Source organism: Marinobacter confluentis, assembly GCF_004785685.1.
Taxonomy (GTDB): Bacteria; Pseudomonadota; Gammaproteobacteria; order Pseudomonadales; family Oleiphilaceae; genus Marinobacter; species Marinobacter confluentis.
On the sequence record NZ_SRPF01000002.1, the window covers coordinates 180,809 to 207,401 of the forward strand.

Sequence of the window (26,593 nt, forward strand, 5' to 3'; positions counted from 1 at the left end):
CGGGCTAAGGGCGATTTTTTAGAAACGAGGTGTCCCATGCAAGCACAGCACAGTATCCACGCCACAGATGACCAACGGGCCTGTATTGCGCGGCTTCTGCTGCAGGCAAATCTGGCCTACGGCGAATCCAACAGCCCGGTCTCGCTGATTCAGAGCGCCAAGGCGCGCCTGGAATGCCGGGGTTATCTTGGCGAAGTTCTGGCGCAGGAACCTGGCAACGCTGCGGCGCTGGGGCTTCTGGGGCGGGTGGAAATGGACGACGGCCAACTGGAAAAGGCCCACACCCTGTTCACCGACAGCCTGAGCCATGATCCGGCCCAGCCGCAGCAGTTCACCAATCTGGGATACTGGGCGATCCGCTCGGAACGCCCGGCCCTGGCTGAACAGTACTTTCTGCAGGCACTGGAAATGGACCGGCAATCGGCAGCCGCTTTCTGCGGTATTGCCCATGCCAAACGTATTCAGGGCGCCTTTGATGTTGCCTATTTGCACTATCGAAAGCTGCTGCAGACTGGCCTGGAATGGCCGTCTGTTTACAGCGGTATGCTGCAGTGTGCAGAACACCTTGATGTTACCAGCGCGGATACCGACATCGCGCAGGACGCCATCGCCCTGCTCAGCCACGACGGTCTGCCTCATCAGGAACTGGGGCGTTTCGTAGCGGCCATCATCCGCCAGCAATACGACCTGACGGATCCGAACGCACAGATTTTCCTGGACGCCGCCAGCCAGGATTCATTGTTGTTACTGGCGCTGAACAAAACCCTGATGCCAGATCCGGCCGTCGAAGAGCTTATAACAATGCTTCGCCGCTCCGTTCTGGCCGAAGTCGCGCAAACCGCAGAGCTTCGTGACGAACTTCAGCCCCTGGCTCTGGCTCTTGCGGTTTATGTCGACCGCACCGGTTACGCGCTGACCGCGGATGAAGATGAAGAGCGACTGATTGATGCCATCAACGACAGCATCAGCGCCCAGCTTGCCCTTGGCGACACCCAGGACAGCCTGGTTGGCTCCCTGATTCTCAGCGCCATGTACGGTGCTCTGTTCCATCAACCGTTTGCGGTGCAACTTGGAGCCTGGAACCTGGTGGACTGGCCAGCGGGCATGCAGGCTGCCATGGCCGCCAGTTACTACGACCGTGCCATGGAAGAAGCCATCAAACAGGGCTTCGACGAAAAATCCGGCGAGCTGGTTCTGGAAAAAACCGACCTTCCCCAGGCCTGGCCGAGCTGGTCCACGCTTTCTTACCGCACCAAAAGCAGCCTGAAAGGCGCCCTCGCCAATGAACTGGGGGTTGCCACAGACGCATGCCCGGACACCCTAAGAATGATGGTGTGCGGCGCCCGCTCCGGACAGCGGGCCATGGAGCTGGCACATTACCTTAGTGATGTTGAAGTCATTGCGGTGGACGAATCCCTGGCCAACATCGCCAAAGCGACGCGAATGGCGGATGAGCTGGGCATCAACAACATTGTGTTCTGGCCATGGTCCGTCGCCCAGCGATTCCTGGCCGATGATCATAAAGTTCACTGGATAGAAATCGGCCGTCTGCCTTCAGCGAACATGACCGATGTGTCGCTGGCTGCGCTTGCCAATACCGGAACCACCGCGGGCGCCATCGTGCACATGCACACCGGCGTCAGCGAACAGACCAGCGGCGACCGCCATATCCGCCAGCTGGTTGCCCGGCACGCCCTGAAGCCCACCCGCCCTGCCCTCCGGCAGTTACGGAAAATGGTCCTGAACAACCGCCAGGACCCGGTGTGGCAGGCACTGCTCGCAGACCCTGATTTCTACGCCCTGGGCGGCTGTCGCGACCGCTGGTTCGCCGAACAGAACCCGGAGCAATTGAACGAACTGATGGCGCTGGTCAGTAACGAAGTCGACTGGAAACTGGTCAAAGCTCGCGACACCGACGGCCACAGCCTGGCCACCGGCCCCGTGCAAAAACAGATTCAGGCAGAAACCCTGGGCAGCGAAGTCCAAAGCCTGATGGGCCAGGACCTGAGCGTCTACTTCCAGAAACGCCGATAACAATTTGGGGTCAGACCCCAGTGCATTTGGCCAGCTAAAATGCATTGGGGTCTGACCCCAATCAGAGGTAGGGGATCAGGGATTCGCCGTAGAGGTGCAGCTCCTCGAGGATCTGGCGCTTCTGGGGTGTCAGTTCGGGGTCTGCGGCCAGGCGTTGCAGTTCCTGGGCGAAGGCTTCGAGCGACAGCCAGCCTTTTTTGGGGTGCATCAGGCGTTGACCACGAAATTCTTCCCAGCGTTCCATTTCTTCGCCAATGAGTGTGCTCGGATAGTTTCTGGCCCGGAACCGGAAGACCAGTTCGGCCAGGCGCTCGTCCTCGAAATGAACTTCCTGTTCACCCAGGGTTTCGATCGGTTGCTTAAGCAGCCAGTTCAGGGTTTCCCGATCAGACTTGCTAATAAACCCGCCGGCATAGAGTTGCTCGTCCGGGTCCGTCAGATCACCTTCGTGGGGTTGGTCGAAAGCCTCGGCGATACGGGCGGGAAGATCTGGCGCTTCCCTCAATAGTGAAAGATTGCGTCGCAGGCGTTCACCATCAAGCTCCAGTGACGCCAGTCGGTCTTCCGGTATGGACTTCAGCATGGCTGAGGGCGCAAGCACCGGGCATTTGTTGAGCTGCACCCCTTTCAATGCAAACCGGCTAACGCCCTCCCCTAGCTCTGCCTGAGAGGTAAACACCCTCGCCCGAATCTGTTCCGGCGTGGCCTGAATCAGCTCGGTCGGGTCTTCCCGCAGGTCATACACAATCACCAGGTTCTTGTTGGTGGGGTGCTCCGCGACCGGAGCGACCATCGCGCAGCAGCCCCGGGAAGCCGGATATTTTGCCGAGATGTGAAACACCGGCTTCATGGTAGCAGTGTCCAGCATGGCCCGTGCGGAGTGCTTGTCCTTATTGTTGAGCACAAAATCAAACAGCTTTGGCTGCTTTTCCTTGATCAACTTTGCCATGGCAATGGTCGCTTCCACATCCGACATGGCATCGTGGGCGCTCTCGTGGCTGATGCCGTTGGCCGCCGTCAGTTCTTCCAGCCGGAAACTCGGGCTGCCGTCCTCCTTGGTGGGCCAGTTGATGCCTTCCGGGCGCAGGGCATAGGTCAGCCGCACCATATCAATAATGTCCCAGCGGGAATTACCGTTCTGCCATTCCCGGGCATAAGGATCACGCAAGTTGCGGTAAAGAGTGTGGCGGGTGACCTCGTCGTCAAACCGCAGGCTGTTGTAACCCACCACACAGGTACCGGGCTGGCTGAAAGCCTCGTTGATCTGGGCGATAAATTCGGCTTCGGGATAGCCTTCCTGCAGGGCTTTCTGCGGGGTAATGCCAGTGATCAGGCAAGCCTGGGGGGACGGAAGATAATCATCAGCCGGGCGGCAGTAGATAACCAGGGGATCTTCGATGATGTTCAGGTCGGCATCGGTGCGAACGCCGGCGAACTGGCAGGGCCGGTCATGGATGGGGTCGACCCCGAAGGTCTCGTAATCGTGCCAGTAGAAAGAGCGGATCACCGTTCAGAGCTCCTGCGCAGAATCAAATGGGATTGCTGCGCAGTCTATCAGAACATCCCGGTGCCGCGATGGGTGCGTTCACGCTGAACGCCGTTCTGCAGTGTCTGCATGTCCAGGTTCATACTGGTGGGCAGGTTCATGAACACCCCTTCTGGGCCCTGAATAACACCGGCACCATTCACCTGCTGCCAGTTCACCGATTCCTGCTGGAACGCCATAAACAGATCATTAGTGAACCCGACGGTACCGTCACCGTTATCCACACCCACATTCATGGATTTGATGTTGGTCAGCGCCACGCACTGATCAGGTGATGAGCAGGTGCCATCAGCACCGGGAATGCCGATCTGGGTTGCGCGGCGTTTGGTGGCAATACCGCTCTCATCGAACAGGGTGGCATCTACCTGGGTGCCATCTTCCTGCGTCAGCTTGATGCCCAGATTGCCGCTGAAGCTGGCGAAATCGCCGGACAGTGTGCCCCGGGCCTCGCCAAAGCCCATGCGAAAACCAGACAGCTCACCGTCGCGTTTAGCCAATTCAAAATATGGCTGCGCGCCCTGGAACCGAACCACCTCACCCGCCGCGTAGGTCTGGCCGTCGATCTGGACGCGGTTTGGATCCTCGGCGTAGTGGCCCAGGGCAAGGTCAGACACAGCCAGGTCAGCGCCGGCGTCATCGCCGCCCATTACCGCGTCATCCACGTTCAGGCGGGTTTTAACATCCATGCCCATGGTCACGCGGGTGAAGTTATGGGTGCCATCCCCGGCGTTATCCACAGTCATCAACGCCTGCCCCTGAACCTCACTCATTTCGGCGTCGGAAATGGGCTCAAGCTCTGCCACTGCCAGGGGAGACAACCCAAGGCATAGGGTGATGGGAACAGCGAAGCGAACTGCATCCTTTTTCATAGATCCGTGTCTCTGAGTCGTCAGCCGGCAAGCAATCAGCCGGCTGCCTATGTAACATCTTGTTATCGCAGCAAGGCCATACTATCCCAGGCAGACCCGCCAATAGAGTGAGGCAGTTCACAGGCCATAGAATTCACCTATCCCACTGCTATACTGAAGAAAATAACAACCGGAGCCACCATGACCATCCGAGTCCTGATCTGCGATGACTCCTCCATGGCGCGCAAACAGATGGCCCGCGCCCTACCCAAAAACTGGAAAGCAGATGTCACCTTCGCCTTTGACGGACGCCACGGCCTTGAGCGGCTGAAAGAAACCGGGTCAGAGCTGTTGTTCCTGGACCTGAACATGCCGGAAATGGACGGCTATCAGGTATTGAAGGCGATTCGCGAGCAGGATCTGCCGGTGCTGACCATTGTGGTGTCTGGGGACATTCAGCCGGAAGCGCGGGAGCGGGTGCGCAAACTCGGCGCCATCGACTTCATCAAAAAACCCACGGACACCGACCAGGTTGCCCGTATCCTCCGGGACTATGGCTTTCTGCAACCCGACGAATTCGAAACCGGGAAAGCGCGGCCCGGGCCCACGCCACCAGAACCCACCCCGGTCAGCCTGCCGGACTACCTTCAGGAAATCTCCAACGTTGCCATGGGGCGCTCTTCAGACCTGCTGGCAAGGCTGCTGAAGGTATTCGTGAAACAGCCGATTCCCCGTGTCGAAATGATCACCACCAGCGAACTGAGCATGGCAATTTCCGCGGCCGACACCCACACCCGGTATTCCGCCGTTTGCCAGGGGTTTCTCGGGGCCGGTATCGCCGGTGAGGCCATGCTGCTGTTCGCCGATGCCAATTTCGACGAAATGGCAAAACTGCTGATGTATGAAGAAGGCACCACCGAAAACCTGCAGGTGGAGGTGCTGATGGACATGTCCAGCATCCTGTTCGGGGCCTTTATCAACGGCATAAGTGACCAGCTGGATATCAAGCTGCGCCTGGGCCACCCGACCGTTCTGGGGCAGCACCGCAAGGTTGGCGACCTGCTGGACTATCACCGTTCGAAACAGGAAAAACTGCTGTGTATTGAAATCGGCTATGAGCTGGAAAACACCAACATCAGTTGCGACATGCTGATTCTGCTGACCGAAGATTCAGTGCCCTTTCTGAAACAACGCCTGAAATACCTGGTGGACTGACCATGACCATTGACGCAGACGACGCAAATTCCTTTCACTGGTTGGTCGACATGCTGGAGTCCGTGGAAGTCGGCCTTGTGGTCATAGGCCTGGATTTCCGGGTTCAGATCTGGAATGGCTTCATGGAACACCACAGCGGCCTGTCCGCCGGCAAAATCCAGGGCCGCAGCCTGTTTGATGCGTTTCCGGACATCCCCAGAGCCTGGCTGACCCGCAAGGTAGATTCCGTCGCAATGCTCAACACCCGCGCGTTCACATCCTGGGAACAACGCCCTTACCTGTTCCGATTTCGCAACACCCGTCCAATTACCGGCACCGAAGAATTCATGTACCAGAACCTGACCATCAGCCCCCTGGCTGGCATCGACGGCAAGGTCGAGAAAGTCTGCCTGATGGTTTACGACGTGACCGACATCGCTACCAGCAAACAGGCCCTTGAAAAAGCCAATGCGCAATTGGAAGAGATAAACAGGAATGGCCGGGGATAAGGAGAGAGATTGCGGGGTAATGGCGTAGGTCGGATTAGGCCCAACGGGGCGTAATCCGACACCACACTCAACAGGATACGATCAATCCTGCTGCCAGCTCTGTACCGCTTCCTTGCCGTGCTTCTTACGCCACTCATTCAGCGTTTTATGGTTGCCGCCGCGGGTCTGAACCACTTCCCCGGTATGCGGGTTCTTGTAGGTTTTCATCGGGCGCTTGGCACGGGTGCCGCCAGTAGCTGCGACTTTACCACCAGAAATGCTGGGATCAATCGCGGAAAGAATCTGCAGCACATCTTTCGGTGCTTTCTTGTATTCTTTCATCAAATCGCGAACCTTGTTTTCAAATTCCAGCTCGCCTTTCAAAGCCTGATCCTGCTCCAGTTGTGCCAGTTCTTCAGAAAGCTTTTCCATAAGCTGCTTTTTCTGGTAATAATCGTTGATCTTTGCCATGGATAACAAAACCTTTATTTATGGTTTACTTTTTTGATGAAAATGACTGGAAGTCGGACCCAATAATAATTTAATAATTTATTTATAGCAAAATTTTTGATTTACCGGATTTTAATCCATAAAAAAGCCGGCACATCTAGCCGGCTTCTGGCATTGTCATAAAGAAGTATTTACAACCGTAAATCTGCCTCACCCAAAGGCAGCACACCCTTGAGATCAAACAACACACCGCCGGGCTTCATAAACTGTCGAAGTTCATCCGATGTCAGGCTTGCATATTCGCGATGGGGAACGGCAAGTAACACGGCATCATAGAATCCATTCTGTGGATTCTGATCAAGTTTGACACCGTATTCCTCGTGGGCTTCCTCACTGCTTGCCCAGCAATCGGTAATATCCACATGGCAGCCAAACTCTTTCAGCTCTTTAACCACATCAATTACCCGGGTATTCCGTAAATCCGGGCAATTCTCTTTAAATGTGAAACCCATAATCAGCACTTTGGCATTGGCAACGGTATGACCTGCCTTGATCATCGCCTTGACCAGCTCAGACGCCGCATATGGGCCCATATTGTCGTTTACCCGCCGGCCCGCCAGGATGATTTCGGGGTGATAACCAATGGCCTGCGCCTTGTGGGTCAGGTAATAAGGGTCAACGCCAATACAATGGCCACCCACAAGTCCCGGCTTGAATGGCAGAAAGTTCCACTTGGTCGAAGCCGCCGCAATCACTTCATGGGTGTCAATTTTGAGTTTTGAAAAAATCATTGATAATTCGTTCATCAATGCAATATTCAGATCACGCTGGGTATTCTCAATCACTTTTGCGGCTTCAGCGACCTTGATTGAACTGGCCTTATAAGTCCCTGCAGTAATCACGCCGGCGTAAAGCGCATCTACTTCATCCGCAATCGCCGGGGTCGAACCGGAGGTGACTTTTTTAATGGACGTTACCCGGTGTTCTTTATCACCCGGGTTAATCCGCTCCGGGCTGTATCCGGCAAAGAAATCCTTATTGAAAGTAAGGCCGGATATCTTCTCAAGTATCGGAATGCAGACTTCCTCGGTAGCACCGGGGTAAACCGTGGATTCATAAATCACGATATCGCCGGATTTCAGAACCTTGCCAACACTTTCGCTGGCCTTAACCAGCGGAGTCAGGTCCGGAGATTTGAATTCATCAATGGGCGTGGGAACCGTCACAATAAAAATCTGACAATCGCGGATGCCTTCCAGTGAATCGGTAAACGAAAGACCTTTTGAAACCGCAAGCTCCTCCCGGGATACTTCACGGGTAAAATCAACGCCGTCTTTCAGCTCAGCAATCCGCTTTTTATTGATATCAAAGCCGACTATCTCCCGCTTTTCCCCAAACGCGGCTGCCAGGGGCAGGCCCACATATCCAAGGCCGACTACGGCGATTTTTTTCATGGTATCTCTAATCCTTTACTGGAAAATAAACGGGTTCACGCTAAACCGGGAATCATTATCCCCGTTAACCCGGCTGAATGAAATTGGCTCTTGAGGGATTCTTTGGCATCCGCATCGCCGTGCACAATCCGTATTTCTGACGGTGGCGGCTCTATGCCACGAACAAATCTCACAAGATCCGACTGGCCCGCGTGGGCCGAGTAACCACCCACCTGATGAATGCGAGCCTGAATATCGTAGCGCTCGCCGTCCAGCTCTACCCAGCCACCATGCGGCCCGTACGTCAGAATATCCCGGCCCGGTGTGCCCTTGGCCTGGTAGCCCACGAACAGCACGTCGTTGCGCTTGTCGCCCAGCATCGCTTTCAGATAGTTCACCACCCGGCCGCCGGCACACATGCCCGAACCGGCCAACACCACACAGGGGCGGTGAGAGCGCGTCAGATAGTCCACCGCGTTCAAATGGTCTTCGTGGCTATTGATCACCGTCAGCTGCTCGAATGACAACGGATGCCGGCCCTGCTTGACCAGCTCTGTGGCCTCAGCATCCCAGAAGGGTTTGAGATCGCGGTAGATTCGGGTGAAGGTGGCCGCCAACGGCGAATCCACAACGATTTCCAGATCGTCCCACAAGGGGTCTGACCCCGAGGGGTCAGACCCCATACCAGCCTCACCCCCAAACTCATAAATCAAACTCTCAATCTCATAAAGCAACTCCTGCGTCCGCCCAATACTGAACGCCGGTATCAACACCGTACCCCCATCCGCCAACGCATTCTCAAGCACAGCCTTAAGGCGATAACGCCGGTCTACCCGGCTCTCGTGATCCTTGTCGCCATAGGTGCTCTCGATCACCACGCGGTCAGCCCGCTCCGGCGGCATGGGCTCTGGCAGCAACGGCGAGTGGGGCGCGCCCAGATCGCCGCTGAACACAATGCGCTCGAAAGCCCCATCACTCTCCGCTTCGCACTCAATGTAGGCCGACCCCAGAATATGCCCCGCCCTTTGCAGCCGCACAGCAAGCGAACCATCCTGGCCATCAAACACAGAATGCCACTGCCCATAAGGCACAGGCACAAGTCGGGAACGAATCAGCCCAAGAACCCGCTCGATCAGTGCCCTGTCCCGGGTAAAACCGATCTTCAGGGCATCCTCAAGAATCTCCGGCAGCATAATGGCCGAAGGCTCAGAGCAGATAATCGGCCCCTGGAAACCCGCCGCCAGCAGATAGGGAATCCGGCCCACGTGATCAATGTGAACGTGGGTGACGACCAACGCACGAATGTGGTCGATGGGGAAATCAATGGAAAGGTCATTCGCAGTGGCGCCGTTGCCGGCTTCCTCGCCCTGGAACAGGCCGCAATCAATGAAAATGCCTGATTGCCCGACAACCAGCTCATGGCATGAGCCAGTTACGCCTGTCACCGCTCCGTGGTGTTTTATGTTGATCATAGTCCCTAAACATCTCTTATTTACACTCTCCGGCAACCAGATGATTACCGACATTTCAATCAGACTGGAAACCGGTGTAATTTTTCATCCCCGTTTTCTGCAGTTGGGTCTGCGTCACCCTTACACCAGACAAGGTCTCCCAATGTGCCATTGGGGGCATACCCAGTTTTTGCGTCCTTCAATACTTTGATAATGGCGGCACAGTCGAAAGCCTGGCTGGCGCGCTGCAATTCCCGCAGCAGTAATTCAACCTGTTGCCATGACAAAGAGACTTCCCGGGCCATCATGATTCTGGGATGAGAAGTGCCCTGGGGGTCGTCGCCAATAAGCAGCTCTTCATAAAGCTTCTCCCCCGGGCGCAGCCCCGTAAAAACGACTTCAATATCGCCATAGGGATTACTTTCTGTTTTCTCGTCCAATCCCATCAGATGAATCATCTTGTGAGCCAGATCGGCAATCTTAACCGGCTCACCCATATCAAGAACAAATACCTCGCCACCCACACCGATACTGCCAGCCTGCAGAACCAGCTGACTCGCCTCAGGGATAGTCATGAAATAGCGGATGATGTCTGGATGGGTAACCGTCACCGGGCCACCCTTGCGAATCTGATCACGGAACAGCGGCACCACGGAACCAGACGATCCCAGAACATTACCAAAGCGCACCATGGAAAAAATGGTCTTGTCCTGCCTCTGTGCCAGTGCCTGCAACACCAGTTCTGCAAGTCGCTTGCTGGCGCCCATAACATTGGTTGGGCGTACCGCCTTATCTGTGGAAATAAGCACAAAACGCTCGACACCGGCAGTGATTGCAGCCTCTGCAGCATGCAGCGTTCCGAATACATTGTTCTGAATACCTTCGATAACATTAAGCTCAACCAAAGGCACATGTTTAAACGCAGCTGCATGATAGACCGTGTTCACCCCGAAGGTCCGCATCACGGTCTCGCACCTTCTCTGGTGGACAACACTACCAAGCATCGGATAGATCTCGATATCCAGCCCTTCCGAGGCCTTGATCGCCAACAATTCGCGTTCAATGGCGTAGAGCGAAAACTCTGACTGTTCAAAAAGCACCAACACTTTTGGCTGATGAACAATAACCTGGCGGCAAAGTTCGGAACCAATCGAGCCACCAGCCCCCGTCACCATTACGGATTTCTGGTAGATACTCCCTGCAACCACTGCGGCATCCGGCAGCACGGGGGCGCGGCCCAAAAGATCTTCAAGTTCAAGGTCACGGATATCGTTGATACGGGCCCGGCCGGCCACGATTTCCGACACCGAAGGTACGGTCTGAACAGGAACCGCCAGACCCTCCAGCTCCCTGAGCAACTCTGTACGATCCACGACAGAGTCTGCGTCCAGCGCAAGCAAAATTCTTCGCGCACCATAGCGGCCTATGTGCTTGTGTACGCGATCAATACTGACAACCGGAACACCTCCGATCATCGATTTATGACTGGCCTTATCGAAACTGACAAACATGACCGGACGATACTCCGCACCCTGGCGTAACGCAGAGGCCAGAGCCAGCCCGGTTTCTCCGGTGCCAACAATCGCAACCGATTCTTTACTACGCTGCAATGGCTGATTGATCAGTTCACGAATACTCAGGCGCATACCACTCAGAAAAATAAACGCCAGCGCCCCGTAGATGATCGGCACCGACCTGGGAACCATCGCCTTGAACAGATAGCCGCACACAATCAGGCAAAGCGCCGATGCAAATACACCATAAACGATCGTGAGAAAGCCCTTGTCCCCGAAGAACCGGACCACCGCCCGATATAGGCCAAACCGGATGAAAACGGCAACCGTGAAGACGATAGTTACCAGAAGAGTCAGTGCCTGCGGAGCATCCGGCAACCAGAACGGATCCTCCAGGCGCAAGGCATAGGCTGCCCACAATGAGAAGGCAAGCGCCAGCATATCCAGAACCACGAAAATGCGGCGCTTTTGATGCCTGGACATCCGCAACAAATGCTTAATCATTCTGAAGCCGGCTCCCGCTCATTCGAAGGTCTGCCCAGTGAAAAGAGCGTCAATAACAGCAACGATGTTCTCCACAGCCACACCTTCGTACATCTGTTCTGGCTCACGCTTCTGTACCTTCTGATGTTCGCGCAGAATAGCTGATTCCAGCTCACAGGCCTCTTCTATACCGCTAGAGAGCCCAAGCCGTCCATAGGACTGGATCGTCGAAAATACAGTATTCTCCAATGATACCAGCCCCAGCCCCATCACCTTGCCCTCCACTCCAACCGTACTGATTGCGGTAACAACTACATCAGTGCGGGCCAGACGCTCATGAAGGCTCTCTTCCGGCATCGATAACTTAATCGCAGGATACGCAGAGTAATCAAACCGCTGACTGGGGTGGGGTCGAAAATAGACGTCAATCACTCCGTCTTCAGCGAGCCGGTTGAGCTCCGACCTGACAGCCTCCGCAATACCCGGATTCGCATTATGAAGGTCCAGATACGGGTGAACATCTGGTAGATCACAATCCGCCAGCAGAACTCTTGGTACAACGTCTTTGCCGGGCACCCAGGAAACATTCTTTAAAGCATCAAATACTGGCGTTCCTGTTACAACCACTTTGCCGGGGTTAACAGCACACTCAGCGATCAGCGCCTGCCTCACCTGTTCGCTCAGAACACAGATCCGGTCCGCCAGGCCATCTGCGGCAACATCAGCAACCCCGCCGCGTATCCAGAGATTGTCATTAATACACACTGCCGGCAATCCAGCCTCTTTTGCAGCGACCAGCGCTGCCCTTTCGGCCCTGGGCGCATTCGTCGTCACCACCGCATCAATGCCCAGCTCAGCAATCACCTTTCGCAAGGATGCCACCGGCAGGAAAGCCGCGCGGCCTTTGCGCTGATATTGCTCAGCGGCTGCCTCTTCATCACCCGACTGGTTCACAAGGTCAAAAAAAGACGCGCCCATGTAAGCCACTGTCTCCTCCCGGGAAACCGTGCCATTACTCGTCATATTCTCAGCCAGCCTGCGACCGTGCGCCTGAATCTCCGGCGCGTGGCAGAACGCAAAATCACTGAAGCCAAGGCTCGGTATGCCCTGCTCCCGCATAAAAGCCCCGGCAGAGGTCAATGCCAGCATACTGATGCGATATCGGCTGGAAAGCGGGCCATAAAGGGGCGCCAGCACTTTCATGTGGCCACCGCCGTAACACACCATCAAAAGATGTTTCATCAATCCATAAACTCTCGGCACCAGTACTCAAAAGCCATCAGGGCGCGAATCTCGCGGGTATTGTTGTTTCGCTCATCGCAATGATCAGTCAGCAGCTTCTCGACATAATCATAATCAAACAACCCCCTGGCCCGGGTTCTCTCGCTCAGAAGCAGGTCCTCACAGAGTGGGCGTAGGTCCTTTTTGAACCAGTCACCCACGGGAACGGTAAACATCTGCTTCTTCCGGTAGGCCAGGCCATCGCCTATCAGGCCGGCAACGGCTTTCTTGTAGATGTATTTAGTCTCGCCTTGACGAAGCTTAAGCTCACCGGGCATTGAAAAGGCGTGCTCAATCAACCTGTAATCAAGAAACGGTGCCCGGTTTTCAATCGAAACCGCCATGCCCATCCGGTCTGGTTTGACCAGATTATTTCCAGACAGTAAAAGCTCGGTGTCCACAAACAGCGCCTGATTGATTCGACCCATGTGCCTGGACCGCTCAAGCTCTTTTCTGACAACAGCTGAAACCGAGTGTTCAGGACTCATTTGCTGCCGCACACCCTCTGCAAATAGACGTGTAAGACTCGGATCATCGAACAGTCTGATATTGGCTATGTAGCGCTGGGCGAAGTCATCATCGCAGACATACTCATCTTCGCCGCTGCCGAAAAAGCTCTTGTACTTGTCGTAACCTGCATAAAGCTCATCAGCGCCATCGCCGGTCAGGACCATCTTCACATCCTGAGCTGCAAGCTCAGCGACCTTGAACGTGGGCAGGAAAGACACATCCCCGTGGGGCTGGTCACAGTGATAGGTGGCCATCGGCCAGAGCGAGAGCAAATTAGGCTGAACGATTTCCAGAGTATGTTGAGTCTGGAAACGCGTCGCTGCTTCCTGTGCGTAGGGAGATTCATCGTATTTCGGGTCATCAAAGCCAATGCTGTAGGTTCTCACCGGCTGTTGCATATGCCGACTCATAAGGCCAACTACCGTTGACGAGTCTACGCCGCCCGAAAGAAAGGCCCCGAAAGGCACATCTGCACGGAGCCTGATGCGCACGGAATCATCGAGCAACGAATTAAACTCATCGATCCATTGGGCCTCGGATTTCTCTTCAAGCTGAATACGGGAAAGATCCCACCAGCAGTTTTCGCGGATTCCGCTGCGGTCGACTCGCAGATAATGCCCGGGTTTTACATGCCGCACCCCTTCAAAAAGGGTGTATGGCTGGGGCACATAGTTCAGGCCAAAAAACAGATTCAGTGCGGTGTAGTCCAGAGCCGGCCTTTCAGGCAACAGGCTAAGAATCGCCTTGATTTCAGAGCCAAATACCAGGCCATCCGCATCCAGATGATAATAAAGGGGCTTTTCCCCCACGCGGTCCCGGAACAGAAAGAGCGCCTCTTCCTTGGCATCATAAATCGCAATGGCAAACATCCCATTGAGCTGATCAAGACCGGCAATGCCCGCTTTCTCATAAAGGCGCAGAATCACTTCTGTGTCGCAATGGGTGCGGCAGGCCCAGGGCGACCCTTTCAGGTCCTCAGCGATTTCTTCATGGTTGAAAATTTCACCATTCTGAACAACCACGACACGGCCATCATCAGAAATAAAAGGCTGGTCGCCATGCTCAAGATCAAGAATTGACAGCCGCTGGTTCCCCAACGCTACGCCGTGATCAACATCATGCCAGATGCCCTGGGAGTCCGGCCCTCGATGGCGTATGGTCTCCCCCATCGCGGCCAGCTCAGTGTCCGAGTACCGGGTTCCACCCGAACTGTAATATCCAAAAATGCCACACATTGTCAGTTGCCGCCTTTGGTGAAAATTTGCTTCACAGTCAGCAGGATAATCTTGAGGTCAAGGCCCATAGAGCATGCACGCACATACTCGGCATCCAGATCATACCGCTGTTGCCAGGTCGCGTTTGACCGCAGAGTTGCCTGGGCAAGCCCGGTGATGCCCGGCAAAACGCTATTTCGAAGGTCCCACTGCTGCTGGGTATACTCAGTCCGCTGCGCAGGCACGTTGGGCCTTGGCCCCACAATACTCATCTCGCCCCTGATTACGTTAAGCAATTGCGGCAACTCATCGATACTGGTCTTGCGGATAAATTTGCCAACTCGCGTGATTCGAGGGTCATCCGCCTGAGTGCTATGGCCTCCCAGCTGTTCAGAGTTCATCACCATACTCCGGAACTTGTAGATGCTGAAAACCTTGCCGTGAAGTCCTACCCTTGGCTGCCGGAAAAGTGCCGGGCCGCCATCCCTGCGGATCATTAGAGGAATAGCGATAAAGACCGGTGACAAAACCAGCAACGCTGAGACCGACACCAGAATATCAAATACCCGTTTCACAGCTTTTTACTCAGGATTTTTTTAACGCCAGCCTGAAACTCCAGATGTTTCGCATTCAGCGAATCAGTGTCCATGCTCAAAAGTGTTTCACGCTCGCTCATCAGTTTTTTCAGTTCTTCACGAAAAGAAAATCCATCATTCAATGCCTCAACGGTGTCAGCGCCGGCATGAAAAGCACGGGAGAGAATCACGCCGGTCGAACCAAGACGCACGTGTTCCGCCATAACCAGCTCACCAGGCACATCGCCCTGGCCAACTCGGGCAACGCCGCCAAAACCGAACGGTTTGGAAACAGTTTCAATGCTCTGCTCTATCAGGCCAGAAGCCACAGGTTCGAACATGAATTCAAGGCCCAGATCCAGATGGAGATCGTTCAGCCCGATGTGAATCTCATCAACACAGTTTAATGCAGATATCGAACCAATCTGGTTCAACGCACTTGCGGTTTCAACCAGAGGCATGAAGCGAACTCTGCCATCAATGTACCGGCCGAACTCCGCCACCTCCTCAACCGTGTGAAACATGGGCTGCATGATAATATCAGCACCAGCTTCAATTGCATCGTCAACCTCCTGCCGCGACCCCGGATGAAGTGGATTAAGGCGAACCAACAAATCAGCGACGCCAAGCACCGATTTGACTCTCGTCACATCCTCCATGGTGTGGCGACTGATCACCGTATTAAGATGCCCCTGCCGGTCCACTTTTCCATGGATTTCCAGGTCAACGAATAACCGCGTGACACCGGCCTGTTCCACAAAGGCGGCCACTTCCGGGGAACGGGTTATGTACAGATAATGAAACATTCAGAAACTCACCTTGAAAATACGGGCACGAACGTCTCGATGACACAGGGCCGACAGTACCAAAGCCAGAACCCCAGCCACTATCGTGAGCATCACCGACAGCCAGCCCCCCGCAATAGAGGTCAAAAGCCACCAATGCGCGGCCGCCACCAGTACATTGATCAGCAAAACACCCGCCATAAACTTTAATGACTGCCCATCGCGCCAAGGACCGGAACCCGGAAACCGGCGCCCCAGAACCACAGAATAAACCAGCGCAAGAAGACCATAAGTGAAGGTGAGGGCCATCATGATTTCAAGGAGCGAACGCCCACCGCCGGCCTGCAATGCCAGAAACAGACCAACACCTCCCAAAAGATTCATCGCCAGAGGTAACTGCGTCTGCCGGGCGGCGTTAAAAGCAGCGGTCATAAACGTAACGGCGCCCTGGAACAACACACAAAGCAGGCCAATGCCAACCAGTTGAACAACCTCCTGCATTGCTTCCGGCTGCAGTCCTCGGCCATACACAGCCTGAGCGTAGCCCTGCCTACCAACAAAGAGCGTCGCAATAGCCACCGTTCCCAGTAAAAATACCGCCTGCAGGCCGTAGGCAATCAATCTTATAAAACTTTTCCGGTTCTGACCGTAGGCCTCTGACATTCGTGGCAGTAGAACCACACCCAGAAAAGATACACAAAGCAACAGCGGTAGCTCAATCAGCCTCATGGCATAGCTGAACATGGCGACCCCGCCCTCACCCACCAAAGAAGCGTAAGCCCTTGCCGCAACCGGATAAACAAACAGAATCCCGCCCGACAGCATCGCCTGCCAGTAGCGGCGCACAAGATCCCCTGAAATCAACCAAGGCTGCATCGATCTGACCGGGGCAATGCCCGGGCGAACGGCCACCAATTGGCTAACGTATCTCAACGTACCGGCTGCAAACACGCTCAACACAATAACCATAACGTTGAACGTTTCCTGTTGAATGGCCATCCACAGGCCAACAATCAGAACCCCATTAAAAAAGAAAGTGCCGAGACTGGGTATGGCAAACCGCTCTCTGGCCTGAAGCAGCGCCGTTGTAACCCCGGTCAGAACAAAGATTGGCAACAGAAGAACCACAGCGGCTACGCCGATTTCAGCGACCTGCCGCGTCTGCCCGGAATATCCCGGTGCCAGCAAATCCACAAGAACCGGAGCCTGCCAAGCCAGAACACCGGCGACGACCAGGAAAAACAGAAAAATGACAATCGACGCCTGGTAGGCCAGAGCCCGCGCAGCGGCTTTATCGGCCGTAAAACTGGGAACCAGTGCTGCGGTCAACGCACCGCCCACCAGAATATTGATCAGAATGTCTGGCAGGGTCAGAACCGTCACGGTTACATCGGCCTGCCAACTGGCACCATAGCCGTCAGCAATGAGGATTTCCCGGACAAAACCCAGCAATCGCCCCAGCAAGAGGCCAATGTTAATGATGATTGATGCAGAGAGGATTCGCTTAAACACGGCCAGTATCAGTACCTGACCACTGACCCGACTCATAGCCAATCACCGCTTCCGCGATTGCGAAATCAAGCGCAGTATCTATATCCACAGAATGAGCCTGGTCCATCACCCAGGCGCGACTGCGGACATCCTCGCTGTATAGGGTCTCCAGCTTCAGGGCAACAGACGTCCTGCAAAAATAGATGGCACCATTCAACCGGTAAAACGGTTCCTGATCCTGGGATCGGCGGTTCGCCGCTGGTGTTACAAAGCCTTTCATGCTGCCGTCTGGCCCAAGGCGATTACACCACTGGATTGGGTGCTCCAGCTCACACACCGACACCACCGCATCCAGATTATCCGCCATCAGCAGGTTTTCCGCTTCGCGGATATCCTCAGCCGTGCGCAATGGCGAGGTCGGCTGTAACAGGCAGACATGGCTGAACGAACAGGCCTCAGCCTGTTCCAGCATCTGGATAAAATGCGCCAGCGCACTTGCCGTAGTCGCCGTGTCTGAAGCCAGCGCGTCCGGGCGCAGGAAAGGCACATCGGCGCCGCCAGCACGGGCCACACTGGCAATTGTTTCGCAGTCAGTACTGACGCAGACCCGATCAAATACTCCGCTTTCGAGGGCTGCGTCAATGGTCCACTGGATGAGAGGCTTACCGGCCAACGGCATGATATTCTTGCCAGGAAGTCGCTTACTGCCACCTCTGGCAGGAATGACGGCCAGTTTCATAAATAGCCCACTTCCTTCTGTGCCCGATGAAAATCGTCCATCTTGCCGATATCGAGCCAGTATTCATGAACCGGAAACATCGAAACTTTCTCGCCATCACCCATCTTTTGCTCAAGCAAAGTCGGCATATCCACACGCTGGCCCGGCATAACCGCGCTCACTAGCTCCGGCGATACCACATAGATGCCAGCGTTTATAAAACATTTCTGAACCGGTTTCTCTTCCATACTCCGAATGTAGGTTCCGTCCGTTTGAACAACACCGTATGGAATCTGATGCTCGTATTCACGCACACACATGGTTGCCACACTGCCGTGATCTGCATGAAAGTCCAGCAGGCCCCGATAATTCACGGTAGTCAGCAAGTCGCCGTTCATCATCAGCAATGGCAGATCAATTCTGTCTTTGGGCAACAAGCCAAGGGCACCGCCAGTACCCAGTGGGTTTTCCTCGTGAACATACTCAATGCTGACCCCCCACTGAGAGCCATCACCAAAGTGCTCCTGAATCATCTCGGGCAAATAATGGGTAGATATGAAGAAGCGATGGAATCCTGCGCTCACCAGGCTCTCGAGGATCAACTCAAGGATCGGCTTATCCCCAACCTTAAGCAGCGGTTTCGGGCACTCATTCGTGAGCGGGCGCAACCGTGTCCCGAACCCACCGGCCATCAGGAACACCGGATTCCTGATCGTTCTGCGCTCCATCAAACCATGCAGCGTTTCCAGCCCAACAACGTGTTTGCGCGAATCCACTACGGGTATCTGAAGCAGTTGCAGATCTTCCATCACTGACAGAATCTTGTCTTTGCTCCAGCCACTCCCCGCCACATGGGGCGTACTGCACATCACCTCTTCAACCGGCGACGTCAGGGGAAGATGTCGAAGCAATGCTCTGCGGATATCGCCGTCAGTCAATGTACCTTTTAACTCGCCGGCGGCGTCAACAACCAGCGCAATTCTTAATCCGCCTTTGTCCAGAACAGCAATGGCTTCTTCAAGAGGCATGTCCGGGCGGACTAGAACGTTCTCCCATTTTTTCATCTAAAGTTCGGCTCCCGGCTTGCAGTTCTGTCTGCACAATAGAATGGATTTCTCAGCATCTCACAACACATTTCCGGTAACGACCTGGCCGGCCTTAACAAAGGCATTGGCGCCAACCGCCACACTTTGAATCACTGTTGCGCCTGCTCCGATAAAAGTGTGGTCCCCAACCTGCACATCCCCGCAAAGTGTCACTCCAGGGGCAATATGGCAATGGCTGCCTATGAGTGAATCATGATCCACTGAGCTTCGCGTGTTGATAATCGTATTCAGGCCAACGAAAACGCCCGCCTGCACAATAGCACCGGCCATAATCTGTGCCCCAGCTTCCAGCGTCGCCGATCCGGCAACCCAGGCTGCAGGATGCGTCAGTGCCGGAAACTCAAAACCGGCCTGGCTTAGTCTTTGAAAAATGGAATGCCTAACGCCACTGCCAGGCATCATTCCTATACCATTTAGAATCCAGACATCCTCAGGGGTAACCCCATTGAGATAGTCATCACCACCTAGCACCGGAACCGTGTGCCACAGGCTCACACCGCGGCCAGAAAGCTCCGGGTCACATACCCCTTTCACGCTTGCACCGCAGGCTATGGCCAGCTCCAGAACCACCCGGGCATGCCCACCCGCCCCCAGAAGGATTGATGGCCTGCCAGAAAGATCACAAATTCCGCCGGTCACTCCGGAACATCTCCGGGTTTAAAATCCTGGCTGGCTGCAGTCCCTACCAGGTCCCAGCTCAGTGCCGGGGACAAACCCCGGCCACAGCGTGCGGTGGTCAGAGCTGACCGGGTTATGATGTCACCACGGACGACGGGCTCGGCAAAGATGATCTGCTGCCTTGCAGCCTGGCGTGTATCCCATTCGCTCTCCTGGGGCCGTTTCTGGCCATCACCCAGCGCCGACTCAATCTCACGAATCTGCGACACCATCTCAGCCAACTCATCAGGTTCCAATGAAGCCCGATGATCGGGCCCTGGCATTTGTCGGTCCAGGGTGAAGTGTTTCTCAATGATCGTCGCGCCACGGGCAACAGCAGCGACGGGGATCAACAACCCCTCGGAATGATCCGAATAACCGACCGGCAAAGCAAACGCCTGGCGAAGAGTATCCATGGCCCTCAGGTTCACTTCAGACATAGGGGTCGGGTACTGTGACGTGCAATGCAATAAAGACACTCGCCCGGCGATTGCACTTCGGGCGCTGGCTGAACTCCAGAAGCGCCAGACATCATCCATGCCTGATGGTTCACTGTTGTGACTGTAACCATAGGCAACGACTGCCAGCGCCTGCTCGACCTCACCCAGGGTTGCCATCCCAGTTGAAATGATCAGATTCTTGCCCGTCCCGGCAAACGCAAGTAACAGCGGTGCATTCGTTATCTCGCCTGAAGGCACCTTGTAATACGGAAGGTCAAGTGTCTGAAGAAACGCCAGACTTTTAATATCAAACGCCGTAGAGATAAAGGTAATGCCCAGCTCTGTCGCATAGGCCTTGAGTTCCGAGTGCCAGGCCTCCGGAAGTTCCAGCTTTTTAAGCATCGCCAACTGGCTTTCCATCGCGTCCGTTGTGGACTGCTGATATCTGGCTTTGGGCGCCGTCAACGCGGCCAGACGCTGTGCGTTGAAGGTCTGAAACTTGACCGCATCAGCGCCAGAAGCCGCCGCTACTTTGACAAGTTCAAACGCCAGATCTTTATCACCGTTATGGTTAACACCGGCTTCAGCAATGATGTTGACCGTCATAGTTATCGGATTTCCTTGAGGATCATGAACCCTTCTGCCGTTATCAAAACTTCAGATCGTGAAACGTTTTGAATAGAAGCTCTGCTTTGTCTCGGGTCTTGAGAATCGGGATAATCTTCTCACTAACGTAACCATCGCCATATGGATTAGCTGCGGCTGCACAAACGCTCCTGTGTTCGGGCGATAGCGCATACTCCAGGGCGTCTCGAATCGCCTTTAGGTCGTCCGCGCTGCTCACCACTGATTCAGGCTTGATTCTACCCTTCTGACGCATACCAATATCAACCGTGGGCACACCCAGTGCCGGCGCTTCCAACAAGCCACTGGAAGAATTACCAACAACAGCACCCGCCAGCTTCATAAGACTCAGGTACCGAATCTGTCCCAGCGACTGCGCTAACAAAACCTGGCCAGCATGTTTCTCTGAAAATGACTTCAACAGCGGGATCAGGTCTCTCCCATGGGTATCCGCGTTGGGAAAGGTAATCACTATTTTTTTCTGTAGTACCACATCCTCAAGAGCGGTCAGGAGGTTTCGAAGTGATTCAATACCACCGCCTGGCTTCAAAGTCACTGGATGGTAGGTCACCAGCAGTGGTTCTTTCCCCAGATCAAAAGCTAAAGATTTCTCCAATGCAGGTTGATCAAGAAAATCAAGCCGCCGAATATTCTCCATCGCCGGCGCACCGACGTTAAATACACTGTCAGGCTGCTCACCTAATTGAATGACCCTATTTCGATAGGTTTCCGTGCTTGTAAAATGAAGGTGTGCCATTTTGGTAATGGAATGACGGATCGCCTCATCAATAGCGCCCTCGGTCAACTCGCCACCGTGAAGATGCACGATCGGTATCTGCATCACCATAGCCGTCTGTGCAACTGATAACGCCTCAAAACGGTCACCGAGCACCACGATGCAATCTGGGGCCAGGCGGTCCAGGGCATCGGCAAAGCCAATCGTCCCAACGCCAATGGATTTGGCAATACCTACACCCGAGCTCGAAGAAAGCAACATGTCTACTCTGGCATCAATAGCAAAGCCATCTTCCTCAATCGCTTTTACCGTGTCACCAAACTCCGCGAGAAGGTGGGTGCCGCTGACGATTAACTGAAGCTCAAGGGCATCATCTTCCTGAATGCCACGCAACAACCAGTACAGCAGTCCATACTCTGCCCGCGTACCGGTGAACACAGCGATGCGTTTCATTGAGCCGCCCCCAGAACACCACTTGGCAGATTTACCACACGCTCAGCCAACCACTCAGCATTGTCCAGCGGCCCGCGCAGGCAATCTCTGTACATATCAAGCTGGTTCATCAACGCCCATATTGGCCGCGTCATTACGCCCTTGCTGTTCGTTGTTTCAAGTAGTCGGTTGCGCGCCTCATTGTCTTCACACACAAGGGCGTTCAGCCAATAATTCGAGCGGCAGTGATCCGGTTCTTCAATAAAACTCAATTCACTGCCCTTGAACAGCTCACCATAACGTTGGGCTAACTCTCTTTTCTGCTCAATGAAGCCCTCAAGCTGCTCAAGCTGGGCACATCCCAGGGCTGCATTCAAGTTAGGCAGCCGATAGTTGTAGCCTACCTCGTCGTGAATGTACTCATAAGGATGTGGCTTTTTCGCAGTGGTGGTCAGGTGCTTGGCCCGAACCCCCAATGGCTCACTGGTAAGCACCATGCCGCCACCGCCGGTGGTGATAATTTTATTGCCATTAAACGACAAGGTCCCCAAGGCACCAAAAGATCCGGTATGGCGCCCCTTGTAAAAACTGCCAAGCGATTCCGCCGCGTCTTCTACCAACACCAGATTCCAGCGTTGGCAGACCTCCATCAGCCCATCTAGATTAGCCGGGTGGCCAAAGGTGTGCATGGGTACACACGCTTTTACGGCCCGGTCACTACTGTTATGGCGAACAACACCATCACCCCCAACCCGACAGTTCTCCTCAAGCCAGGCTTCAAGGGATACCGGAGATAAGCCAAGGGTTTTCCTGTCGACATCCACAAACACCGGCTGAGCGTTGCAATACGAGATAGCGTTGCAGGTGGCAACGAAAGACAACGGCTGAGTTATGACCAGATCATCCGACTCGACCCCCGCAAGCTTAAGCGCAATGTGCAGCGCGGCCGTTCCGTTCACCGTCGCAACGCCTCGGGGCGCCCCGGTATAATCCGCCATATCCCGCTCGAAGCGATCAACATACGCGCCAACACTGGACACAAACGTAGAATCAACTGTGTCCAGCACATAGTCCCGCTCTCGCCCCGTGAACACAGGTGCGTGCAGTGGAATGAACTCATTGGTGCGATAATGGTCCCGAACAAACTCAATCAGCCGGCCACTGAAATCAGACATTGTAGATCCCGGCCTTGTAGTGCTTAAGATTGTCTGGCTCGGTGAACCATTCCACAGTTTTTCGCAAGCCATCCTCAATGGTGTGCTGCGGCACGAAACCTGTCAGTTCCCTGATTTTTGCATTCTCGCCCCACAGCCGGAACACCTCGGATTTACCCGGCCGAAAACGTTGTTCATCCGTTATGAACTCGACATCACTGTTCATAATGCTCCGGATAAGATTCAACGTGTCGCCCACCGAAATCTCGAAGTTAGACGCGATGTTCACGGTTTCACCAACCGTTTTCTCTGAATTGGCAAGCGCAAGAAACCCCTGGCATGTGTCTTCAACGTAGTTGAAGTCCCGGGTGGGCGACACATCACCCAGCTTTATGGATTTCTGGCCGGCGGCAATCTGGGTAATGATGGTTGGAATAACCGCTCTGGCGGACTGGCGCGGCCCATAAGTGTTGAACGGACGGGCCACGGTAACAGGCAGGTCAAAGGCGTTATAGAAACTCATCGCCATGGCATCAGCGGCAATCTTGGATGCGCTGTAAGGCGATTGCGGCTGAACCGGGTGCTGCTCATCAATGGGCACATACTGAGCCGTGCCGTAGACCTCACTGGTTGAGGTGTGAATCACCCGTTTCACGCCGTTATCCAGCGCAGCCTGGCAGATGTTCAAGGTGCCTTTGATGTTGGTATCCACGTAGCTATCTGGCGCTACGTAGGAATAGGGAATCGCAATCAGCGCAGCCAGGTGGTAAACAACGTCTACGCCCTTGGTAATGTGCTTGCAGTAGTGGGGGTCCCGAACATCGCCATTCAGGACCTCTACCTGGTCCAGGCAATCAATGTTTTCAAGCCAACCCCAATAGTTGAACGAGTTATACTGGGATAATGCTTTTACCTTGTAGCCCTCACGTACAAGCAGTTCAGTGAGGTGAGACCCGATAAAGCCATCGGCCCCCGTTACCAGTACCGATTCAGTGGTCATAGCCGCCCTTTTTATTCAGAACTTGATCTTGAAGTTCTATTATCTCAGCTAAGGCGCGGATGTGATAGGCGGAAAATTTGCTACCGATTGAGGGGTGAACTTCCGAAACTGTCGCTCAATCCCGGACCTATTTCCGATCCAGAGTTTCATATTGCTGACGGAACAGCACCACCAGCCGCCAGGCGTGCTTAATAGCCCAGTTATAACCAACGAACAGTGCCAGGAACAGAACAAACATGATCCACTCAGGAACCAACAGCAACTCACCACCGATACCGATCACCGCAAACAGAACGGAAAACGCGGTTATTACCAGCAAAGCCTGGCGATCAGACAAACCGGCCCGCTGAAAGATATGGTGCAGGTGTTCCCTGTCTGGCTTCATCACAGACTGACCTTTCCGGGCCCGGCGGACCATGATTGCAACCATATCCATCAAAGGCACAGCAATGATCCACAGCGCCGTCACCGGCCGCAACGCCTGTGCCTCTGGCTGGGTACCCTTCACCAACAACCAGACAACCGAAAAACCAATAAACATGGACCCCGCATCGCCCATAAAGATACGTGTTCTAAACGGTGGTATCCGCAAATTCGCAGCGAGGTAAGGCAGAAGCGCGATGGCAATGGAAAACGCCAATGCCAACTCCAGGTGGTTACCCGGCGCAAAGAAAAACAGAACAGACAGTGAGGAGAGCGTCACCAGGCTCATGCTGCCAGCCAGGCCGTCAATGCCGTCCACCATATTGAAAGCATTCGTAGCACCAATAATCGCGGCAATCGTCACCAATGGACCAAACCAGCTCAGCTCGATAACACCGAGGCCGAAAAGATTTCCGAGATGCACCAGGGAAACACCGGAACCATAAGTTAACAACGCTCCCAGCGCTACCTGTGCCCACAACCGGAACCTGGCAGGCACATCGCGGGCATCATCCACCCCACCAAGCGCAACCAGCAGCAAAGACGCCAGCAAATAAATGCCGTAACCGCCCGCCAACGGCATCAGTACCATCCAGGCCGCGAGTACACCAATAAAAACACTCAAACCGCCCGTCAAGGGTACAACGCCGACGTGCACTTTTCGGTGATCCGGCTGATCAAGCAGGCGCACCCTCAATGCGACGGGTTTCAGAATGAACATCGAAAAGAACGCGATAATCCCTGAGTAGAGGCCGAGATAGCCTATAGATTCCATGTGTTTCGCCGTGCTGAGTGAAAAGGCATTACAATTTGTGGGGAGATTACCTTACAGACGCAGTTTAAGGCTATTAACAAATAAGCCTTTTACATTAAATAACAGCTGTGTAAGTCAACCATATGAATCGAGGCATTTCAGGTAGGCATCTACGACAACTTGCTCACTGAAGTTCCCCTCCATTCGCCTTCGCGCCGCATCACCTGCCATTTGAAGCTCTGCGCGCTCCATTTTTGCCACGTTACACATCTGTTCGGCCAGAGACTCGGAGTCACGCGCCTTGCATAACCAACCCGTAACCCCGGGCTCAATCGCATGGCGACAACCTGGAACATCCGTGACAATCGCAGGACGACCCATAGCAGCGGCTTCCAAAACCGTGCGAGGCATTCCTTCCCTGTAAGAAGGCAACACCAGTACGTGGGCCCGCGCAATATGACCACGCACATCATCAGTTTCGCCCAGATAATCAATCAGGCCCTCAGCCTGCCAGGCCAGAACTTCCTCAGAGGAAATAGCGGTTCGGTTACTCGCACCCAGTTGCCCCAATAAAAGACACCGGGCTTCGATGCCCCACTTTCCCAACATAGACGCCGCTGCGGCGTATTCACGCACACCTTTATCTCCAAGCAGACGGGCAATCATTATAAAAGTTATGGGCTTTTCTAAAGGCAACTTGGACTGTTTGAAACGCTGCAGATCAACACCTGATCCCGGCAAAAGGATAACCGACGTGTTACCCAGCAAACCGGAATCCCGGAATACCTCCAGGTCTTCCTCATTCTGGAAAAACAAGCGTTCAGCCCTGCGGTTAACCAGCCCATAAACCTGTCGTACGCGACGAAACAGCCAGGAATCGTGAATAAAGGCTGTACCCAAGCCGGAGATGTTATTGGCAAAATGGATCTGTAACAAAGCACAAACCAAACCACTGTAGATGTTCATCTTGACTGTGAAATTAAACGCAAAGTCCGGGTTATGGCGGCGCATGAACTGCCAGATAAACCTGAAACTACGCAGTTCCTGCAAAATACCAGTGCTTTTGCCGTCCAGAGGCAATGCAATATGTTCCGCCCCCATCTCAGCCAGACGCTCCGAGTAATTATCTTGGGGAGACAAGCACACCACCCTAAAACCCTTCTGAACCAACGCCAGAATAGTGCTTTTTCGGAAATTGAATAAATACCAAGAGGTGTTTGAGGTTAATACAATCAACGGGGAACTCAACGAC

22 protein-coding genes and 1 pseudogene are annotated in these 26,593 nt (G+C 54.3%); 3 read left to right on the forward strand and 20 right to left on the reverse strand.

Translation table 11 applies throughout. The annotated features are described in order from the left end of the window. Nucleotides 1–36: 36 nt before the first annotated feature. Complete coding sequence (locus E5Q11_RS06325) at nt 37–2,034, forward strand: tetratricopeptide repeat protein (RefSeq protein WP_135802577.1); 1,998 nt, start codon at nt 37–39, stop codon at nt 2,032–2,034. Between the two features lie 61 nt (nt 2,035–2,095). Here the strand turns inward: E5Q11_RS06325 and sbcB are convergent, their stop codons facing one another. Both sbcB and E5Q11_RS06335 read right to left on the reverse strand, forming a co-directional pair. After that, entirely contained in the window at nt 2,096–3,541 is a 1,446-nt protein-coding gene (gene sbcB, locus E5Q11_RS06330; RefSeq protein WP_135802578.1) for an exodeoxyribonuclease I, read from the reverse strand. Nucleotides 3,542–3,588: 47 nt separating this feature from the next. Then, nucleotides 3,589–4,449: a hypothetical protein gene (locus tag E5Q11_RS06335; RefSeq protein ID WP_225314857.1), complete on the reverse strand. Its 861-nt coding sequence runs from the start codon at nt 4,447–4,449 to the stop codon at nt 3,589–3,591. Nucleotides 4,450–4,629: 180 nt separating this feature from the next. Between E5Q11_RS06335 and E5Q11_RS06340 the strand changes: the two genes are divergently transcribed. Continuing rightward, nucleotides 4,630–5,643, forward strand: coding sequence for a response regulator (locus tag E5Q11_RS06340; protein ID WP_135802579.1), 1,014 nt, complete (start codon nt 4,630–4,632; stop codon nt 5,641–5,643). Between the two features lie 2 nt (nt 5,644–5,645). Further along, nucleotides 5,646–6,125, forward strand: a pseudogene (locus tag E5Q11_RS06345) (PAS domain-containing protein); the annotation flags it as partial. Between the two features lie 87 nt (nt 6,126–6,212). On the opposite strand, the gene E5Q11_RS06350 reads toward E5Q11_RS06345, so the two are convergent. From E5Q11_RS06350 to E5Q11_RS06435, 18 genes are all read right to left on the reverse strand, one after another. After that, complete coding sequence (locus E5Q11_RS06350; RefSeq protein ID WP_135802580.1) at nt 6,213–6,581, reverse strand: histone-like nucleoid-structuring protein, MvaT/MvaU family; 369 nt, start codon at nt 6,579–6,581, stop codon at nt 6,213–6,215. Between the two features lie 170 nt (nt 6,582–6,751). Beyond that, entirely contained in the window at nt 6,752–8,014 is a 1,263-nt protein-coding gene (gene tviB / locus E5Q11_RS06355) for a Vi polysaccharide biosynthesis UDP-N-acetylglucosamine C-6 dehydrogenase TviB (protein ID WP_135802581.1), read from the reverse strand. A 35-nt stretch (nt 8,015–8,049) separates the two neighbouring features. Then, nucleotides 8,050–9,465: an MBL fold metallo-hydrolase RNA specificity domain-containing protein gene (locus E5Q11_RS06360; RefSeq protein WP_135802582.1), complete on the reverse strand. Its 1,416-nt coding sequence runs from the start codon at nt 9,463–9,465 to the stop codon at nt 8,050–8,052. A 59-nt stretch (nt 9,466–9,524) separates the two neighbouring features. Further along, nucleotides 9,525–11,462, reverse strand: a complete 1,938-nt coding sequence (locus E5Q11_RS06365; RefSeq protein ID WP_135802583.1) for a polysaccharide biosynthesis protein — start codon at nt 11,460–11,462, stop codon at nt 9,525–9,527. Between the two features lie 18 nt (nt 11,463–11,480). Next, complete coding sequence (locus tag E5Q11_RS06370; RefSeq protein WP_135802584.1) at nt 11,481–12,683, reverse strand: UDP-N-acetyl glucosamine 2-epimerase; 1,203 nt, start codon at nt 12,681–12,683, stop codon at nt 11,481–11,483. Further along, nucleotides 12,683–14,467: an asparagine synthase (glutamine-hydrolyzing) gene (gene asnB, locus E5Q11_RS06375; protein WP_135802585.1), complete on the reverse strand. Its 1,785-nt coding sequence runs from the start codon at nt 14,465–14,467 to the stop codon at nt 12,683–12,685. The genes E5Q11_RS06370 and asnB overlap by 1 nt, the downstream gene beginning before the upstream one ends. 2 nt (nt 14,468–14,469) lie before the next feature. After that, complete coding sequence (locus E5Q11_RS06380; protein WP_135802586.1) at nt 14,470–15,021, reverse strand: sugar transferase; 552 nt, start codon at nt 15,019–15,021, stop codon at nt 14,470–14,472. Next, on the reverse strand, nt 15,018–15,725 hold the full coding sequence (locus E5Q11_RS06385; RefSeq protein ID WP_168215624.1) for an aldolase/citrate lyase family protein: 708 nt from the start codon (nt 15,723–15,725) through the stop codon (nt 15,018–15,020). The genes E5Q11_RS06380 and E5Q11_RS06385 overlap by 4 nt, the downstream gene beginning before the upstream one ends. 102 nt (nt 15,726–15,827) lie before the next feature. Then, complete coding sequence (gene murJ, locus E5Q11_RS06390; RefSeq protein WP_135802588.1) at nt 15,828–17,354, reverse strand: murein biosynthesis integral membrane protein MurJ; 1,527 nt, start codon at nt 17,352–17,354, stop codon at nt 15,828–15,830. After that, nucleotides 17,311–18,036: an acylneuraminate cytidylyltransferase family protein gene (locus tag E5Q11_RS06395; protein WP_135802589.1), complete on the reverse strand. Its 726-nt coding sequence runs from the start codon at nt 18,034–18,036 to the stop codon at nt 17,311–17,313. Before E5Q11_RS06395 ends, murJ begins: the two co-directional genes overlap by 44 nt. After that, nucleotides 18,033–19,079 (reverse strand): nucleotidyltransferase family protein, encoded by a 1,047-nt coding sequence (locus E5Q11_RS06400; RefSeq protein ID WP_135802590.1) that lies wholly within the window; start codon nt 19,077–19,079, stop codon nt 18,033–18,035. Before E5Q11_RS06400 ends, E5Q11_RS06395 begins: the two co-directional genes overlap by 4 nt. A gap of 60 nt (nt 19,080–19,139) precedes the next feature. Then, nucleotides 19,140–19,760: an acetyltransferase gene (locus E5Q11_RS06405; protein ID WP_135802591.1), complete on the reverse strand. Its 621-nt coding sequence runs from the start codon at nt 19,758–19,760 to the stop codon at nt 19,140–19,142. Next, nucleotides 19,757–20,824, reverse strand: coding sequence for an N-acetylneuraminate synthase (gene neuB / locus E5Q11_RS06410; protein ID WP_135802592.1), 1,068 nt, complete (start codon nt 20,822–20,824; stop codon nt 19,757–19,759). The genes E5Q11_RS06405 and neuB overlap by 4 nt, the downstream gene beginning before the upstream one ends. A 43-nt stretch (nt 20,825–20,867) precedes the next feature. Further along, entirely contained in the window at nt 20,868–22,031 is a 1,164-nt protein-coding gene (neuC, locus tag E5Q11_RS06415) for a UDP-N-acetylglucosamine 2-epimerase (RefSeq protein WP_135802593.1), read from the reverse strand. Next, nucleotides 22,028–23,185, reverse strand: a complete 1,158-nt coding sequence (locus E5Q11_RS06420; RefSeq protein ID WP_135802594.1) for a LegC family aminotransferase — start codon at nt 23,183–23,185, stop codon at nt 22,028–22,030. The genes neuC and E5Q11_RS06420 overlap by 4 nt, the downstream gene beginning before the upstream one ends. Then, on the reverse strand, nt 23,178–24,164 hold the full coding sequence (locus E5Q11_RS06425; protein ID WP_135802595.1) for an NAD-dependent 4,6-dehydratase LegB: 987 nt from the start codon (nt 24,162–24,164) through the stop codon (nt 23,178–23,180). Before E5Q11_RS06425 ends, E5Q11_RS06420 begins: the two co-directional genes overlap by 8 nt. 127 nt (nt 24,165–24,291) lie before the next feature. Then, nucleotides 24,292–25,362, reverse strand: a complete 1,071-nt coding sequence (gene wecA / locus E5Q11_RS06430; protein WP_135802596.1) for a UDP-N-acetylglucosamine--undecaprenyl-phosphate N-acetylglucosaminephosphotransferase — start codon at nt 25,360–25,362, stop codon at nt 24,292–24,294. A gap of 114 nt (nt 25,363–25,476) precedes the next feature. After that, entirely contained in the window at nt 25,477–26,589 is a 1,113-nt protein-coding gene (locus tag E5Q11_RS06435) for a glycosyltransferase family 4 protein (RefSeq protein ID WP_135802597.1), read from the reverse strand. Nucleotides 26,590–26,593: the final 4 nt, after the last annotated feature.

What these genes read in the sequence shown, in the direction of transcription:
- E5Q11_RS06420 (WP_135802594.1), bottom strand. Translation starts at nt 23,185, where the DNA reads ATGTCTGATTTCAGTGGCCGGCTGATTGAGTTTGTTCGGGACCATTAT.
- neuC (WP_135802593.1), bottom strand. Translation starts at nt 22,031, where the DNA reads ATGAAACGCATCGCTGTGTTCACCGGTACGCGGGCAGAGTATGGACTG.
- E5Q11_RS06325 (WP_135802577.1), top strand. Translation starts at nt 37, where the DNA reads ATGCAAGCACAGCACAGTATCCACGCCACAGATGACCAACGGGCCTGT.
- E5Q11_RS06365 (WP_135802583.1), bottom strand. Translation starts at nt 11,462, where the DNA reads ATGATTAAGCATTTGTTGCGGATGTCCAGGCATCAAAAGCGCCGCATT.
- wecA (WP_135802596.1), bottom strand. Translation starts at nt 25,362, where the DNA reads ATGGAATCTATAGGCTATCTCGGCCTCTACTCAGGGATTATCGCGTTC.
- tviB (WP_135802581.1), bottom strand. Translation starts at nt 8,014, where the DNA reads ATGAAAAAAATCGCCGTAGTCGGCCTTGGATATGTGGGCCTGCCCCTG.
- E5Q11_RS06370 (WP_135802584.1), bottom strand. Translation starts at nt 12,683, where the DNA reads ATGAAACATCTTTTGATGGTGTGTTACGGCGGTGGCCACATGAAAGTG.
- E5Q11_RS06340 (WP_135802579.1), top strand. Translation starts at nt 4,630, where the DNA reads ATGACCATCCGAGTCCTGATCTGCGATGACTCCTCCATGGCGCGCAAA.
- E5Q11_RS06335 (WP_225314857.1), bottom strand. Translation starts at nt 4,449, where the DNA reads ATGAAAAAGGATGCAGTTCGCTTCGCTGTTCCCATCACCCTATGCCTT.
- E5Q11_RS06395 (WP_135802589.1), bottom strand. Translation starts at nt 18,036, where the DNA reads ATGAAACTGGCCGTCATTCCTGCCAGAGGTGGCAGTAAGCGACTTCCT.
- murJ (WP_135802588.1), bottom strand. Translation starts at nt 17,354, where the DNA reads ATGAGTCGGGTCAGTGGTCAGGTACTGATACTGGCCGTGTTTAAGCGA.
- neuB (WP_135802592.1), bottom strand. Translation starts at nt 20,824, where the DNA reads ATGACGGTCAACATCATTGCTGAAGCCGGTGTTAACCATAACGGTGAT.
- E5Q11_RS06400 (WP_135802590.1), bottom strand. Translation starts at nt 19,079, where the DNA reads ATGAAAAAATGGGAGAACGTTCTAGTCCGCCCGGACATGCCTCTTGAA.
- E5Q11_RS06425 (WP_135802595.1), bottom strand. Translation starts at nt 24,164, where the DNA reads ATGACCACTGAATCGGTACTGGTAACGGGGGCCGATGGCTTTATCGGG.
- E5Q11_RS06360 (WP_135802582.1), bottom strand. Translation starts at nt 9,465, where the DNA reads ATGATCAACATAAAACACCACGGAGCGGTGACAGGCGTAACTGGCTCA.
- asnB (WP_135802585.1), bottom strand. Translation starts at nt 14,467, where the DNA reads ATGTGTGGCATTTTTGGATATTACAGTTCGGGTGGAACCCGGTACTCG.
- E5Q11_RS06350 (WP_135802580.1), bottom strand. Translation starts at nt 6,581, where the DNA reads ATGGCAAAGATCAACGATTATTACCAGAAAAAGCAGCTTATGGAAAAG.